This is a genomic window from Vibrio injensis, assembly GCF_001895205.1.
GTDB lineage: Bacteria > Pseudomonadota > Gammaproteobacteria > Enterobacterales > Vibrionaceae > Vibrio > Vibrio injensis.
Map to the genome: position 1 here is coordinate 23000 of NZ_BDJF01000032.1, position 13429 is coordinate 36428.

12 protein-coding genes are annotated in these 13429 nt (G+C 43.6%); 2 read left to right on the forward strand and 10 right to left on the reverse strand.

Features of this window, described 5'->3' with window-relative positions; all coding sequences use genetic code 11:
* Positions 1 to 20: 20 nt before the first annotated feature.
* The 6 genes from ispH to murJ all read right to left on the reverse strand — a co-directional run bounded on the left by ispH (position 21) and on the right by murJ (position 7787).
* On the reverse strand, positions 21 to 983 hold the full coding sequence (ispH, locus tag BSR11_RS15990) for a 4-hydroxy-3-methylbut-2-enyl diphosphate reductase (RefSeq protein ID WP_072671333.1): 963 nt from the start codon (positions 981 to 983) through the stop codon (positions 21 to 23).
* A gap of 29 nt (positions 984 to 1012) precedes the next feature.
* Complete coding sequence (fkpB, locus tag BSR11_RS15995; protein WP_072671334.1) at positions 1013 to 1444, reverse strand: FKBP-type peptidyl-prolyl cis-trans isomerase; 432 nt, start codon at positions 1442 to 1444, stop codon at positions 1013 to 1015.
* 219 nt (positions 1445 to 1663) lie between these two features.
* Positions 1664 to 2161 carry a signal peptidase II gene (gene lspA, locus BSR11_RS16000; protein ID WP_072671335.1) on the reverse strand — a complete coding sequence of 166 codons (498 nt, stop codon included), beginning with the start codon at positions 2159 to 2161 and terminating at the stop codon, positions 1664 to 1666.
* A 33-nt stretch (positions 2162 to 2194) separates the two neighbouring features.
* On the reverse strand, positions 2195 to 5041 hold the full coding sequence (gene ileS / locus BSR11_RS16005; protein ID WP_072671336.1) for an isoleucine--tRNA ligase: 2847 nt from the start codon (positions 5039 to 5041) through the stop codon (positions 2195 to 2197).
* A gap of 30 nt (positions 5042 to 5071) precedes the next feature.
* Positions 5072 to 6040 (reverse strand): bifunctional riboflavin kinase/FAD synthetase, encoded by a 969-nt coding sequence (gene ribF / locus BSR11_RS16010; protein WP_072671337.1) that lies wholly within the window; start codon positions 6038 to 6040, stop codon positions 5072 to 5074.
* A 184-nt stretch (positions 6041 to 6224) separates the two neighbouring features.
* A complete protein-coding gene (gene murJ, locus BSR11_RS16015; protein ID WP_072671338.1) occupies positions 6225 to 7787 on the reverse strand; it encodes a murein biosynthesis integral membrane protein MurJ in 1563 nt (520 codons plus the stop codon).
* A 356-nt stretch (positions 7788 to 8143) separates the two neighbouring features.
* On the opposite strand from murJ, the gene rpsT reads away from it, so the two are divergent.
* Positions 8144 to 8404: a 30S ribosomal protein S20 gene (rpsT, locus tag BSR11_RS16020; RefSeq protein ID WP_004394128.1), complete on the forward strand. Its 261-nt coding sequence runs from the start codon at positions 8144 to 8146 to the stop codon at positions 8402 to 8404.
* Between the two features lie 158 nt (positions 8405 to 8562).
* Here rpsT and BSR11_RS16025 read toward each other — a convergent pair whose 3' ends face one another.
* Both BSR11_RS16025 and nhaR read right to left on the reverse strand, forming a co-directional pair.
* On the reverse strand, positions 8563 to 8859 hold the full coding sequence (locus BSR11_RS16025; RefSeq protein ID WP_072671339.1) for an ArsR/SmtB family transcription factor: 297 nt from the start codon (positions 8857 to 8859) through the stop codon (positions 8563 to 8565).
* A 306-nt stretch (positions 8860 to 9165) separates the two neighbouring features.
* Positions 9166 to 10056, reverse strand: coding sequence for a transcriptional activator NhaR (gene nhaR / locus BSR11_RS16030; RefSeq protein WP_072671340.1), 891 nt, complete (start codon positions 10054 to 10056; stop codon positions 9166 to 9168).
* Positions 10057 to 10416: 360 nt separating this feature from the next.
* On the opposite strand from nhaR, the gene BSR11_RS16035 reads away from it, so the two are divergent.
* Positions 10417 to 11565, forward strand: a complete 1149-nt coding sequence (locus BSR11_RS16035; protein WP_072671341.1) for a Na/Pi symporter — start codon at positions 10417 to 10419, stop codon at positions 11563 to 11565.
* Between the two features lie 188 nt (positions 11566 to 11753).
* Here the strand turns inward: BSR11_RS16035 and BSR11_RS16040 are convergent, their stop codons facing one another.
* Both BSR11_RS16040 and lgt read right to left on the reverse strand, forming a co-directional pair.
* On the reverse strand, positions 11754 to 12605 hold the full coding sequence (locus BSR11_RS16040) for a thymidylate synthase (RefSeq protein ID WP_072671342.1): 852 nt from the start codon (positions 12603 to 12605) through the stop codon (positions 11754 to 11756).
* Positions 12602 to 13429, reverse strand: a complete 828-nt coding sequence (lgt, locus tag BSR11_RS16045) for a prolipoprotein diacylglyceryl transferase (RefSeq protein WP_072671343.1) — start codon at positions 13427 to 13429, stop codon at positions 12602 to 12604. The genes BSR11_RS16040 and lgt overlap by 4 nt, the downstream gene beginning before the upstream one ends.

The window sequence follows — 13429 nt, forward strand, 5'->3', positions numbered from 1 at the left end:
AAACTCCGCTCAACCGTTGATCAATTGATTTGCTTAATTTGTAGCTCTTTAGGTACCTCAAAGAACATATTTTCTTCTCGGCCTAATACCTCTTCAACGTCCGTAGCCCCAAAATCTTTAATTTGCTGCAAAATTTGATTAACCAGCGCTTCAGGAGCAGAAGCACCAGCGGTTACCCCGATCATAGTGACACCATTGAACCAATCTGGTGAGATATCTTCGATACAATCAATCAAATAACTAGGCGTACCTAATTTTTCTGCCAGTTCTTTCAACCGCGTTGAGTTGGACGAATTTTTCGATCCGACAACAACCATCACATCCACTTGCTCGGCCAAAATACGCACCGCGTCTTGGCGATTTTGTGTCGCGTAGCAGATATCATCTTTACGCGGCCCTTGGATCTCAGGAAAAACCTCACGCAGCTTTTCAATCACATCAGCCGTTTCATCTACTGATAGCGTGGTTTGACTGACATAGTGCAAATGAGTTGGATCTTTTACTTGAGCTTTTAAAGCATCGACATCTTCCGGCTTTTCCACCAAATACATCTTGCCTTTTTGACTGGCGTATTGCCCCATGGTGCCTTCCACTTCAGGATGCCCCGCATGACCAATCAAAACTACTTCCATATGGCGACGACTCGCACGCGCCACTTCCATATGGACTTTAGTAACCAAAGGACAAGTGGCATCAAACACGGTCAAAGCTCGAGCTTTGGCTTCTTGACGAACCGCTTGAGACACGCCATGAGCAGAGAAAATGACGATACTATCGTCAGGAACCTCACTGAGCTCTTCAACAAAAACAGCGCCACGCTGTTTTAGCCCTTCAACCACAAAACGGTTATGAACCACTTCATGGCGTACATAGATCGGCGGCTGATACAGCTCTAATGCACGTTCAACAATGCTGATCGCACGATCAACACCAGCGCAAAAACCGCGCGGATTGGCTAACAATATTTTCATGTTATGGCTCATGGATTCAAATCGGACTATTGTAAAATAAATTAATCAACGGAGACAATTTCCACATCGAAAATAACTTCTTGACCAGCGAGGGGGTGATTAAAATCAACGGTCACAGAATCTCCGGCTATTGCAGTAATAATCCCCGGAATTTCCATCCCATCAGGACCACTAAATGCCATAATGGTCCCGACATCAACGTCATTCTCACCGACAAATTTACCACGATCCATGTAGTGAATATGATCAGGGTTCGGTAATCCAAAAGCATCTTCAGCGGCCAGTTCTATCACTTTTTTCTCTCCCGCTTGCATACCATACAAGTGATACTCAAAATTATCACTGAGGCTACCATCACCCATGATCAATTTGGCGGGTTTGCCAATATTATGGGTACTATCCGCTACCGATCCATCCTTGAGTTTAATAGTAAAATGTAACGTCACAGCAGAATTATCAACAATGATACTCACGTTATTAGGCTTCCTTAAAATGGTCAATCGCTTCTCATCGAGCGACTTATTATGATCAGTAACAGAAATGATGCACAGGGCACTCATTATTCGATATCTCGCGCTGAGTGATAAACACGTTAGCGTTGTTGCAATACTCCCGACACGTTCTAACAAAAAGCGCCGACCGAATCAACGGACGACGCTTAAGGTTATTCAATCAGACGAGACTTCAAACTGTTATTTTTTATTGCGAAAGCCATCTAAAATAACCATCGCAGCTCCAATACAGATCGCGCTATCCGCTAAATTAAAAGCTGGCCAGTGGTAAGTTTTCCAATAAAAATCCAGATAATCAACCACAAACCCGTGCACAACACGGTCAAAAACATTACCAACCGCACCACCAATGATCAAGGCATAAGCAATGTTATTCCATTTCTCTGTGGCAGGTAAGCGGCGCATCCAATACACCAATAACGCCGTGACAGCAAAGGCAATGCCGGTAAACAACCAACGTTGCCATCCCGCCTGCTCACTGAGAAAACTGAATGCTGCGCCGTAGTTATGAACATACAATAAATTAAAAAATGGCAGTACTTCTATCCGATTATGCCATCCATAACCCATGTTGTTCATCACTACTGACTTGATGCCGATGTCAGCGAGGAAAATCAGTAGCGCTAGCCATAGCCAACGCACACCGGATTGTTTTAACGTTAATGCCTGTTGAGTCATAAATAACCTTGGTAATTAAAGAAACCAATACGATTACGCGAACTGACGTTGTTCACCATCGCCGTCAATGTTAGACACGCAACGACCACAAATGGTTTCATGGCCAGCAATCGTACCCACATCATCGGTATGATGCCAACAGCGCTCGCACTTCTCGGCGTCTACTTTACTGACCTCAACCCATAAACCATTAATCTCGGTCGCTTGAGCGGCGGTGCTTTTTTCACTTAACGGTTTGACGGCAGCTTTAGACGTTAATAGAACAAAACGCAACTCGTTATCCAGCAGCTTTAACTTCGCGGCTAATGAATCATCAACAAACAACGTCACCTGAGCTTGTAACGATCCACCAATCACTTTTTCATTTCGAGCATTTTCGAGTAGCTTATTCACCGCTCCACGAACGTGTTGGATATCGGTCCAAAATGCATTATTAAACGTTTCGTTTTCGTCTAAACCAAGCAAACCTTGGTACCATTCGCTGGTAAAGACGAATTGACCACGAGCTTGACCATCAGCCTGTTTCGTTGGCATAGCATGCCAAATCTCATCGGCGGTGAAGGACATGATCGGTGCCATCCAACGTACTAACGCTTCCACGATATAATACAAGGCCGTTTGGCAGCTACGCTGCGCATGGCTACCGCGTTTTGCTGTGTATTGGCGATCTTTGATCACATCTAAATAGAATGAACCCATTTCAATTGAACAGAAATGCATTAAACGCTGTACGACCGCATGGGTGTTGTATTCATCATACGCTTTGATGATCTCTTGCTGCGCAGCCAATGCACGACCGACAGCCCAACGATCCAATGCCACCATTTCCTCAACAGGGATCATATCCGTCGCAGGATTAAAGCCATTAAGGTTAGCGAGGAAGAAACGAGCCGTATTGCGGATTCGGCGATAAGCATCGGCGCTGCGTTTTAAGATTTCATCAGACACCGCCACTTCACCAGTATAATCGGTCGAAGCCACCCACAGACGTAAGATATCCGCACCTAATTTATTGGTGACATCTTTCGGTGCAACCACGTTACCAATCGATTTAGACATTTTACGTCCTTGACCATCAACCACAAATCCATGGGTTAACACCTCTTTATAAGGTGCTTTACCTTTCATTGCGACCGATGAGATCAATGACGATTGGAACCAACCGCGATGCTGATCCGAACCTTCAAGGTACATGTCAGCTTGCGCTCCGTTAAACTCAGGACGAGTATCAACAACCGCGTAGTGGGTTACGCCTGAATCGAACCAAACATCTAATGTATCAAGGACTTTTTCATACTGATCGGCGTCAGCACCTAATAGCTCAGCAGCATCGACATCCCACCACGCTTGAATGCCTTTTTGCTCGACCAACTGCGCGACTTTTTCAATTAACTCAAGTGAGTTAGGATGCAATTCTGCCGTCTCTTTATGCACAAATAGAGCAATCGGCACGCCCCAAGTGCGTTGACGAGAAATACACCATTCAGGACGGCCTTCAATCATACCTTCGATACGACTTTGGCCCCAATCTGGCATCCATTTTACGCCTTTGATTTCACTTAAGGCTTGTTCACGCAGCCCCGCTTGGTCCATAGAGATAAACCATTGAGGCGTCGCACGGAAAATGATCGGCGTTTTATGACGCCAGCAATGTGGATAGCTGTGCTCATAAGCATGGTGGTGCAACAACGCACCTTTTTCTTTCAATACTTCAACCACCGCATCGTTGGCTTTAAAGACATGTTGTCCTGCAAACAATTCGGTATCTGACAAGTAAACCCCGTTTGAGCCGACCGGATTAGCCACTTCAAGTCCGTATTTTTGACCAACGGCAAAGTCTTCTTGACCGTGTCCTGGCGCAGTATGCACCACGCCCGTCCCTGATTCGGTCGTCACATGATCGCCCAAAATAGCGGGAACTGTAAAATCATAGAATGGATGGTTAAACTGAGTCAGCTCAAGCTCTGCGCCGCTAGCAAAGCCTAGATTATGGAAATGCTCAATACCAGCGCGATCCATGACTTGCTTTGCCAATTCAGAGGCAACAATGATTCGCTCTGGTTGTTCACCTTCAACTTGGATAAGAACATATTCTAAATCGTTACGTAAACAAACCGCGCGGTTAGCAGGCAGTGTCCATGGCGTGGTCGTCCAAATCACAATCGAAACGGGACCATGACCTTGATGGCCCTCTGATAAGCCAAATTTTGCTAGTAAGCTGGCTTCATCAGTGGCACGAAAACGGACATCAATCGACGGTGATACTTTGTTCTTATACTCAACTTCTGCTTCAGCCAGCGCCGAGCCACAATCGGTACACCAATGAACTGGTTTAAAGCCCTTAAGAAGATGACCATTATCAGCAATTTTACCTAACGCGCGAATAATATTAGCTTCAGTAGTAAAATCCATCGTACGATAAGGTTTATCCCACTCACCAAGAATACCTAATCGTTTAAAACTCTCTTTTTGTCCTTCAACCTGACCAGCAGCATAATCACGACATTTCTCACGAAACTCAGCTGCCGTCACTTTTTGACCCGGTTTACCGACTTTTTTCTCGACCATTAATTCAATCGGTAAACCATGGCAGTCCCAACCGGGGATGTAAGGCGCATCAAAGCCTGATAAGGTTTTGGATTTAATAATAATGTCTTTAAGAATCTTATTGAGTGCGTGACCAATATGAATGTCACCATTGGCATAAGGAGGGCCATCGTGCAGGACGAAAGATTTTTTGCCTTGTTTCGCTTGACGGATTGCTCCGTACAAATCTTCTTTGTACCAACGTTCTAGCATTTCTGGCTCACGTTTAGCCAGATCGCCACGCATTGGAAACCCTGTTTCAGGTAAGTTCAGGGTATCTTTATATTCACTCATCGATTCTTAATTCCGTTGTATTGGGCGACGTTAGACATTATGCGTATCGGTGGAATCAACCGATTCACTGTAAAGCTGCTGCAGCCACACCCTTGCTGCTTCAGCATCCAATTCAATTTGTTGTTTCAGTGCATCAAAAGATGCAAATTTTTGCTCATCACGCAGCTTATGCAACAAAGCCACTTCAAGTTGCTTGCCGTATAAATTACCTTGGAAGTCAAAAAGATGAACTTCCAGTTGTTGTCGTACACCATTGACCGTCGGACGTTGGCCAATATTCGCAACACCTCCCAAAGGCAATGTTGAAAGCCCATAAACTTTCACAACATAAACACCAGAAACGGGTGATACACATCGTTTAAGAGGAATATTTGCCGTTGGAAAACCAATCGTTCGCCCCAGTTTACGACCGTGAGAAACGCGACCACTAATACTGTAGGCTCTTCCCAACATACTGTCAGCCATTGCTAATTGATCGTTGGCCAAAGCTTCTCTGATTAAAGTGCTACTGACTCGTGATTGCTGAACACAAAAACTTTGTGTGCTGACTACCTCAAAACCGTATTGCTCACCAGCTTGACGAAGCATCGCGAAATCACCTTTTCGGCCTTGGCCAAAACAGAAATCATCACCAACAACCAGAAACTTAACACCCAATTGCCTCACCAACAAGTCACGGATAAATGCCTGCGCGTCTAAATTGGCAAAATGGTGGTTAAAGTTAACACACAGTAGGCGATCAATCCCTAATTTCCCCAACTGAACAAACTTATCTCTTAAACGAGTAAGCCTTGCAGGAGCTTTCGCTTTTAAAAACAGCTCCATTGGCTGCGGTTCAAAAGTCATCACCACTGAAGGCAAATTCAGTTGTTGAGCTCTTTGAGAAACTTGGCTTAATACTTGCTGATGACCAAGATGCACGCCATCAAAATTACCGATGGTTAGTACACAACCACGATGATGAGGCTTAATATTGTGAATTCCGCGGATCAATTCCATTGGGATAAACTTAAAACCTATTATTCTTAATGGTACCGACAACCGATCGCAAGCAAGACTGGGCACGTTAATCTTTACCATTATCAACGGCAAGAAGCACACACCACCAGTACTACAAGATCTGACAATCAGCAGGACATCGCTAATATGGATGTAAAACCGACGGATTATACCTTAATTGTCATTAATCTGTCGCCGCTTTTAAATCTTTTAAACGTATCCCCAACAATAAGGCGGTCAACGAATAAGCGATAGCACCAAACACAATCAACCCACATAACGTCAAAGCTCGCTCAGTTAAACTCCACTTGAGCCAATCAGCCATGGAATCCAACTGCCAAGAGATAGCCATAACCATCACAGCACCCGCTACGACTAAACGAGCAATAAATCCTAGCGTTTGACCAGTCACTTTGTACACCCCTTGTTGATGTAGTCCGCGATAAAGTAAAGCCATATTGATCAAGGCTGATAAGGCTGTTGCCGCGGCTAAACCGACATAGCCAAAAGGCCAAGCAAAAATCGCGTTAAACACAATATTACTCAGCATGGCAATAATGCCATAGCGAACAGGCGTTTTTATGTCTTGTCGTGAGTAATAGCCAGGCGCTAATACCTTGATTAACATAAAATTTAATAAACCAGATGCATAAGCAAACAAAGAGAGTGAAGCCTGATGAACGTCGTGAGCAGAAAACTCACCACGCATAAAAAGTACCATCAACATCGGTTTAGCTAGCACCATTAATCCAAGCATCGCTGGAATACCCAGCAGAATCACCATTCGAACTCCCCAATCCATGGTCTGCGCAAAACCAGCTTGATGAGCATCGACATGTTTACGAGATAAAGCAGGTAAAATAACGGTTGCAATAGCGATTCCAAATAAACCCAGTGGAAACTCAAGTAAACGGTCAGAATAATAGAGCCAACTGATCGATCCTGTTTGTAAAAAACTGGCAATAAAAGAGTCAAATAGCAGGTTAATTTGGCTAACAGATACCCCAAAAAGTGCCGGAATCATCAATGTGCGAATTTTAACCACACCCGGATCTTTCCAAGCCCATTTTGGCCTAACTAACATACCAGCTTGGATCAAAAATGGCAGTTGGAATAGAAACTGGACTAAACCACCTAAAAATACCCCTATTGCCAAACCGATTTCAGGTTTAGCGAGATTAGGCGAAATATACCAAGCAGACAAAATCATCATTACGTTAAGAAATACCGGAGTAAAAGAGGAGACGGCAAATTTTCCTAACGTATTAAGTACAGCACCAGAAAGCGCAACAAAAGTAATAAACCATAAATAGGGGAAAGTAATTTTGAGCAATAAGCTGGCCAATTCAAACTTTTCAGCAGCCGGACCTCCGGATAACCAATCCAAAAACCAACCAGCGCCGAATAGCGCCGTAACGGCACCAGAAAACAGCACACCGATTAAAGTCACGATAGTGACTAGTAAGCCAAGTGTCCCTGAGACTTTAGCGATCAACTCTCGCGTTTTCTGCTTATCACCCGCGGCATGATATTCCGTTAATACCGGAACAAAAGCTTGCGAGAAAGCCCCTTCAGCAAATAGACGACGTAAAAAGTTGGGAATACGATTGGCAAAGAAAAACACATCCGCACTCGCTCCCGCTCCCATTAAATTGGCCACGACAACATCCCGAACCAACCCCAAGACGCGAGAAATAAAGGTCATGGTACTGACGACAATACCAGACTTGAGTAAACGTTTACTCACAGTAACCTCGAAAAGAAAAAACAAAAATATAAATATCAACAATGATTCGGGGGCCAAAACCACCCTTATCGCCAATTTAGCTGATCGATAACGTCCTTCAAGCTAGGGTCACCACCTGCCGGAAGATAATATCGCCTAATCTTGGATAAGAATGTCAGAATGAGATCAGATAAGTATTAGCATTGCCCAAAAAATACTGTTAGAATCCACGCCATCTTAACCGTGAAAACCTTGTGATACCAAACTTGTTTGGTTTAGACGGGTTTTTGCACAAATCATTTGACATTCAAGTGCAAATAAGGGATATTTCCGGCCCTTAAATTGTCACCGAACTAAAGTTTTTGGGAGTTAGACCCTTGGCAAATAACAAATCTGCTAAGAAGCGCGCTATCCAATCTGAAAAACGTCGTCAGCACAATGCTAGCCGTCGTTCAATGATGCGCACTTATATGAAGAAAACAGTTGCTGCAATTGCTGCTGGCGACAAAGAAGCTGCAACTGCTGCGTTTGCTGTAGTTACACCAATCCTTGACCGCATGGCGACTAAAGGCCTTATTCACAAGAATAAAGCAGCTCGTCATAAGTCTCGTTTCTCTGCTGCGATCAAAGCTCTGTAATAGAACTTGATATCCATCAGTGATAAAAAAACCGGCTAAAGCCGGTTTTTTATTTATCTGAGAACTTTGATTTTCCGATTTGTCTACTATGATAAACTTTCATTTGCCATAGCACATCGTTTCCTATTTCCATTCAATCAAAGTCCGATGACATCCTATCAATTAGCGCAATATAAACCATGTAAAAGCTCAATCATCGCCTTCACCTCATTGCTGCTCAAGGTATAAAATACCGTTTGCGCCTCTTTGCGCGTCTCGACTAAACCATCCCGCCTTAGCCAAGCCAAGTGTTGTGACAATGCAGACTGGCTCAACTCTAACTTGCTACATAACTCACCAACGGAAAGTTCTTGATTGTGTAACAAGCAAAGAATTTGCAGCCGCCTCTCATTGGCCATGGCTTTTAATAACACCACTGCTTGAGCGGAATTTTGTTCCATTTGTGCTAGGTTCATGTGTAAGCCCTTTTAAAAACAAAAACTTAAACAAACCAACCTTAACGTGCAACACGCCACAGTAAAAGTGAAGCTATTTAGCCTACGCTCAACAACTTATTATTTTGACGATGAGTTATAACTTTTAAAAGGCAAATCAACACTGCAGTTTGTTTAAATATATCGGCGCATCCAAGATCAGAGCGAACCTTCTATGGATTGACCAATTCGACAGATAGTAATCTATTTGTTAACAATAATATACACCAAAGCAAACGGAAAAAGCACAACGCAGTGAATTGAGACAGGCGTTCCATTAAGGCGAGATCATTCAAAAAAATGACTAAAATCAGTATCACAGACATTTTTCACTGCCGGATGCTGGATCATTCTTTCCGCAAAAATAACATAATATTCTTCTTTAATTTCGTCTAAACGGCTGAGTAAATGTAACGACCCCTCTTGTTCCATTTCTGAACGTAATAATAAAGGAGCCATAAAAATCACATCCGGATGATATAAAGCAAACGCCTTCATTAAAGCCGCATCATCAAACTCTCCCAGAATATTTGGCTGCATACCTTGGCGATCAAACCACTGTCTAACTTTACGGCCCATCGCCGTACGCCCTCCAGGAAGCAGAAGTTTACGCTGGGTGAGTACTGCAGGATATTGCCCACACTCTACCGCACCACTAGAGAAAAATCCCATATGGCTTTCGCCCAATTTTTTACTGAATAATCCCGGACTTTGGCTTGAATCCACCGGACAATCCGAGAGAATCATGTCCAATTTATGTTGAGATAATTGTTCAAGCAATAACTCGTGGGTAGATTCAAAGCAACGTAAATGAATCCGATTATCTTCCGGTACGGTGCTCATCAAAATTTTACTGACTAAACGTTTAGAAAGCGCATCGGCAACCCCAACATCGAAGAGCACATTCGAGCGCTGACTATAATTAACAATATCGAGCATCTCGTAACTCAATCCAAACATCCGGTCAGCGTATTTAAACACCAACTGCCCGAGCTCGGTTGGCTCGATACTGCGACCATTACGTTTTGTTAACTTCCCAGCTAACCTATCCTCTAGTGCTTTAATTTGCCCAGTAACGGTTTGAGGAGTAAGAAAAAGGGCATCAGCGGCTTTAGTCACCGAGCCTTGCTTACAGACCATCCAGAAATAGTAGAGGTGATTATAATTAAGATGTGACATGGCGTACTCAATCAATACACAGTTCGTCTTTTATAACAAACTCAGAGCTTACCGACAAACACTTCGGTTTAACCGAAACATTTACTAAAACATTCCTTGTTTTAGCGAATCAAAAAAAGCAAACCGTCATCATTCAGACATAAAAAACATTATTTTATCGATGAAAACACATCCAGATACAAATTCAAAACATCAATAATATTATAGAGTTAATAAGCAAACAGGACGTTAACACCCATCATTTTAATCAAGCACTGACTTACCGCCCCCTCTGTAATATTACTGAAATATTTGTCATCTAACATCGCGGGCAGATTCAACAACAGACCTCAAATATTTATCAGGTCAATGGAGAACCCCATGATAAACCAAGCGACATCCACAGCGGTGCCAAGCTTAGCAATGACACGTTGGCTACGCTGGATTAACTTGGCACTGATGCTCTACTTATTGCTACTGGCCGTAGCAATGGTCGGCAGCGGATTTAAGTGGTCAACAGGAGAACATGCCAAAGCGCTCTTTGCCTTTGCCGCTCACCCTATCGCCGGTTTGATGATCGGCTTAGTTGCGACGGCCTTAATTCAATCGTCCAGTACCGTTACCTCAATTATTGTTGGTTTAGTCGCAGGAGGTTTACCTGTTGAAATTGCGATTCCAATGGTTATGGGGGCCAACATTGGCACAACGGTCACCAATACACTGGTTAGCCTAGGTCATGTTCACTGTAAGCATGAGTTTAAACGAGCATTTGCTAGCGCAACCATCCATGATTTCTTTAATTTGCTCGCCGTACTCATTTTCTTACCTTTAGAGATGATGTTTGGGATTTTTGAAAAAATCTCTTATTGGTTAGTTTCCCCTCTTATGTCCACAGGTGATATGAGCGTTAAAGGTCTTGATTTTATTGGCCCTGTAACTAAACCTATCATTACTGGACTGCAAGATCAGCTTAGTGTTTTTGGTCATGTCTGGGGTGGGGTTAGCATGATCGTACTTGGGATCAGTATTATTTTTGTCGCGATACTGATGATGGGCAAATTAATGAAGAAACTGATGGTCGGTCCCGCTCGCGATATATTGAAAAGCGCAATAGGTAAAGGCCCTTTACATGGTATCGCTTCAGGTACAGTGGTTACGGTTTTAGTCCAATCGTCCACCACCACCACTACCTTGATCGTGCCTTTGGTTGGATCAGGAGTGTTAAAAGTTCGTGATGTTTATCCTTTCACCCTTGGGGCGAACATTGGAACCTGTATTACCGCTCTTCTAGCAGCGACCGCCGTCTCTGGTGAATTTGCTGTCTTTGCACTGCAAATTGCTCTGGTGCATTTGGTGTTTAATATCAGTGCAACGCTGTTGATTTTTGGGATTCCATTTTTACGTGAACTCCCCCTTAAAGGCGCTGACTGGATTTCGGACCGCGCGGTAAAAAATAAGGCTTCAGTGGCACTCTATTTATTTACGGTCTTCGTTCTTCTTCCGGGCTCAGTGTTGACGCTGACAACCTGATTCATAACACTTATCAACTGAACCCAAATAACAACGCCGCCAAAGCATAGTGCTTGGCGGCGTTATTATTACTAGTCGACTCATGCTCCAATCAACACTTCACCGAGATTGATAACGCTTATCTATCGTCATCGTCTTTCTTTGCGTTGGATCTTATCTCACACTACGCATAAAGATAAACGTCATGATTAGACGGAAAAAGGATATTGAATCGGCTCATGATGCTGATAATCCGTCACCGAGAAATCATCAAGGGTTACCCATGTTTCTAAATCTTCCAGTGAACGAATCTCTGGATTAATGTGAAACTGTGCCGCAGGCAGTGGTTGCCGCTTTAATTGAACATCACGCATTAATTCCAGTTGGTCTTCATAAATGTGTGCGTTGACAATTTTATGGTAAGCCGAGCCCGGTTTTTTACCGGTAATTTGTGCCATAATTGCCAAAAAAACATACACTTGAACCATGTTAAAATTCAGCCCAAGCGGGACATCACACGATCGTTGAGTGCTGTTTAGATAGAGCGTATCGCCCAACAAAGAAAAGTGATGACTATACATACACGGCCGTAAACAGCCCATATGAAACTCACCCGGATTGTAAAAATTGAGAATTTCTCCTCTATCGTCAATACCGCGCGTTAAGTCATCAACAATTTTTTTCAGTTGATCAATATGGCCACCATCAGGCTTAGCCCATGCTCGTCCTTGAACGCCATAAACTCGTCCCATATCATCCTCACCTTTACGATAAGGATTAGTCAGCCAAGCCGCGTTCATATTCGCATTCGCATCCCATGTTTTGGTGCCTAGCTGACGAAAATCTGCGGCACTGTCATAGCCACGAATATAGCCCAGCAATTCAGCAACCGCTGATTTCCAAAAACTCTTTCGTGTCGTGACTAAGGGAAACTGATTATTTGCCACATCATAAGTGAGATCGGCATTAATCACGGTCAAACAGCGCTTACCGGTTCGTTCGTTCTCAACCCAGATGCCTTGGTCAACAATTCTCTGGCAAAGGTCTAAATACTGTTTCACTTTACAACCTTACTTTTTTGCGGACTATCTTGATACATTTGGCGTTGATACGCCCATACCATTAATATTATTCCGAAGATAATCATCGGCGTAGATAGAATTTGTCCCATGGAGATCACATCACCAAACAAACCGAGTTGCACATCCGGTTCGCGAACAAACTCGACAAGGAAACGGAATGTACCATATCCGATCAAAAATAGCCCAGAAACGGCGCCTAGAGGACGCGGCTTTTTGATAAACCAATTTAAAATAAAAAACAGTACGATCCCTTCTAGTACCAATTCATAAAGTTGTGATGGATGGCGCGGTAATGGCCCACCATTCGGGAAAACAAACGCCCAAGGAACATCGGTCACTCGTCCCCACAGTTCAGAGTTCATGAAGTTACCGAGCCTACCCATGCCTAAACCGAACGGCACTAAAGGAGCGACAAAATCAGCAACGCCAAAAAAAGTACGTTGCTGACGACGAGCGTACCAGTACATCGCCGTTATCACGCCCAGTAAACCACCGTGAAAAGACATTCCACCAGTCCATACTTTAAACAGATACAAGGGATCGGCTAAGAAAAGCTCAAAGTTATAAAAAAGAACATAGCCAACCCGTCCACCAATCACAACGCCTAAAAAGCCAGCAAAAAGCAAATCTGAAACCTGTTCTCGTGTCCATCCACTGCCGGGCTTATCAGCTCGGCGATTAGCTAACCACATAGCAAATAGGAAGCCAAATAAGTACATCATTCCGTACCAACGCACAGAAAGCGGGCCGATAGAAAATAACACCGGGTCAATATTAGGAAAAGTAAGATAGCCTTGAGACAT

Bases quoted from the DNA above. Each gene is read 5' to 3' on its own strand.
- BSR11_RS16025 (WP_072671339.1), bottom strand. From the start codon at position 8,859: ATGAACCTAGCACAAATGGAACAAAATTCCGCTCAAGCAGTGGTGTTA.
- BSR11_RS16035 (WP_072671341.1), top strand. From the start codon at position 10,417: ATGATAAACCAAGCGACATCCACAGCGGTGCCAAGCTTAGCAATGACA.
- lgt (WP_072671343.1), bottom strand. From the start codon at position 13,429: ATGTCTCAAGGCTATCTTACTTTTCCTAATATTGACCCGGTGTTATTT.
- lspA (WP_072671335.1), bottom strand. From the start codon at position 2,161: ATGACTCAACAGGCATTAACGTTAAAACAATCCGGTGTGCGTTGGCTA.
- nhaR (WP_072671340.1), bottom strand. From the start codon at position 10,056: ATGTCACATCTTAATTATAATCACCTCTACTATTTCTGGATGGTCTGT.
- ileS (WP_072671336.1), bottom strand. From the start codon at position 5,041: ATGAGTGAATATAAAGATACCCTGAACTTACCTGAAACAGGGTTTCCA.
- ispH (WP_072671333.1), bottom strand. From the start codon at position 983: ATGAGCCATAACATGAAAATATTGTTAGCCAATCCGCGCGGTTTTTGC.
- ribF (WP_072671337.1), bottom strand. From the start codon at position 6,040: ATGGAATTGATCCGCGGAATTCACAATATTAAGCCTCATCATCGTGGT.